The 2,363-nt window shown below is 39.1% G+C and carries 1 protein-coding gene; it reads right to left on the bottom strand.

The annotated features are described in order from the left end of the window. Positions 1-157: 157 nt before the first annotated feature. A partial coding sequence (locus tag HMPREF3112_RS10820; RefSeq protein WP_256262704.1) for a MucBP domain-containing protein occupies positions 158-2,363 on the bottom strand: 2,206 nt, incomplete at its 5' end.

Below are 2,363 nucleotides of genomic sequence, written 5' to 3' on the forward strand. Positions count from 1 at the left end.
GTCACCCACTACAGTTGACAAGGAGCCAGAAAAAGACACATCCCATATCGGAATGTGTCTTTTTAGAACGAAGCTAATCGGCTTATTCTAACTTAAAAGTAGTTAGTTTTTATTAGGACTACTTACTCATAAGTTTTAGGGGTAAGTCGAAGGAATATTATTCCTCAGTTTTTTTGCGTTTTGCCGCAAGAGCCAATCCAGATGCAGTTGCAAGCAATCCAAGAGCTGCTGTAGCTGCTACGTTAGACTCTTCACCAGTGTTTGGCAATTGTGCCATTTCTTGTGCAGGTTTAACTGGAGTAGCTTTAGCTGGAGCTTTAGGAGCTGGATCAACTGGTTTACCTGGAGTTGGTTGTTCAGGTTTACCTGGAGTTGGTGTTACTGGTTTTTCTGGAGTTGTATCGACAAGTTTGTAAACGTAAGTTACGTTCTTATCACCTTCGATAACTTTACCAGTTACTGGGTCAGTTGTTGTCAAGTGACCATCACCATCTACAGAACCTACTGGGTAGTTACCTTGTGGTACCAATTCGTAAACTTTACCATCAGCAGTAACAATTGTCTTAGGACGGTTATCGATTACTGTATCGTAATCTTTACCTACTGGTTGACCAAATTCATCTGTTACAGATTGTTTGATAGTGTTACCATTTTCATCTACAAAGTGAACGTAAACATTACCCTTAGGTTGTGCTGGTTGTTCTTTGAGTTTGTAGATGTAAGTAACGTCTTTACGTCCTTCGATAACTTTACCTGTTGTAGCGTCTGATGACTCAAGGTGACCTTGTCCATCAACTTTACCTACAGTGTAGTTACCTGCTGGTACCAATTCGTAAACTTTACCATCAGTTGTTGTGATAGTCTTAGGACGATTATCAACTACTGTATCGTAGTCTTTATCGACTGGTTGATCTTTTTCATCAACAACTGAAGTCTTGATTGTGTTACCTTCAGTATCTTTATAGTGAACGTAAACGTCACCTTTCACTTCTTTGTAGACGTAAGTGATGATTGAACGTGGTTTATCAACTTTACCTTTAATTGGATCAGATGATTCAAGATGTCCATCGCCATCAACTTTACCTACTGGGTAGTCACCTTTCGGTACGATCTTGTATGTCTTACCGTCTGGAGTCTTGATTGTGTTAGGTTTTTCACCTTCCTCAGTTGTGTTATATGGAGTATCATATGGTGAGTTTGGTGTGTCTTGACGAGGTTTCTTGATTTCTTTACCTTTTTCGTCTACGTAAGTGATGATTACGTCACCTTCTTTAGGTTTCGTTGGATCTTCTTTAAGTTTGTAGACGTAAGTTACGTTCTTGTCGCCTTCAACAACTTTACCTGTTGTAGCGTCATCACCTGTCCAGTGACCTTGTTCGTCGACTTGACCTACTTTGTAGTTACCTGCTGGTACCAATTCGTATGTCTTACCTTGGAATTCGATTTCTTTTGGACGGTTGTCTACTACTGTATCGTAGTCTTTACCTACTGGTTGATCTTTTTCATCTGTTACAGATGCTTTGATTGTATTACCATCAGTATCTACATAGTGAACGTAAACATTACCCTTAGGTTGTGCTGGTTGTTCTTTGAGTTTGTAGATGTAAGTAACGTCTTTACGTCCTTCGATAACTTTACCTGTTGTAGCGTCTGATGACTCAAGGTGACCTTGTTCGTCAACTTTACCTACATTGTAGTTACCTGCTGGTACCAATTCATATGTCTTACCATTGTACTGGATTTCTTTTGGACGGTTGTCAATTACTGTATCGTAATCTTTATCAACTGGTTGATCTTTTTCGTCAGTGACATCATCTTTAATTGTGTTACCGTCAGTGTCTTTATAGTGAACGTAAACGTCACCCTTCACTTCTTTATAAACGTAAGTGATTGTTGATTTAGGTTTATCAACTTTACCTTTAATTGGATCAGATGATTCAAGGTGTCCGTCGCCGTCAACTTTACCTACTGGGTAATCACCTTTTGGTACGATCTTGTATGTCTTACCATCTGGAGTCTTGATTGTGTTAGGTTTTTCACCTTCCTCAGTTGTGTTATATGGAGTGTCATATGGTGAGTTTGGTGTATCTTGACGTGGTTTTTGGATTTCTTTACCATCATTCTCACGGATGTAAGTAATGATTACTTCACCAACTTTAGGAGTTTCACTTTCAGACATTGATTGAGAAATTGAAACTGAAGTTGATTCAGAGCTTGAAAGTGATTCTGAAACTGAAGTTGAAGTTGATGTAGATTCTGAAAGGCTAGCAGATGCTGAGTAAGATTCAGAAGCTGATACTGATTCAGATACAGAAGTTGATTCTGAAGAGCTTGCTGATTCTGATGCAGATGCTGACTCAGAT

It is taken from the genome of Streptococcus sp. HMSC10E12, assembly GCF_001807855.1.
GTDB lineage: Bacteria > Bacillota > Bacilli > Lactobacillales > Streptococcaceae > Streptococcus > Streptococcus salivarius.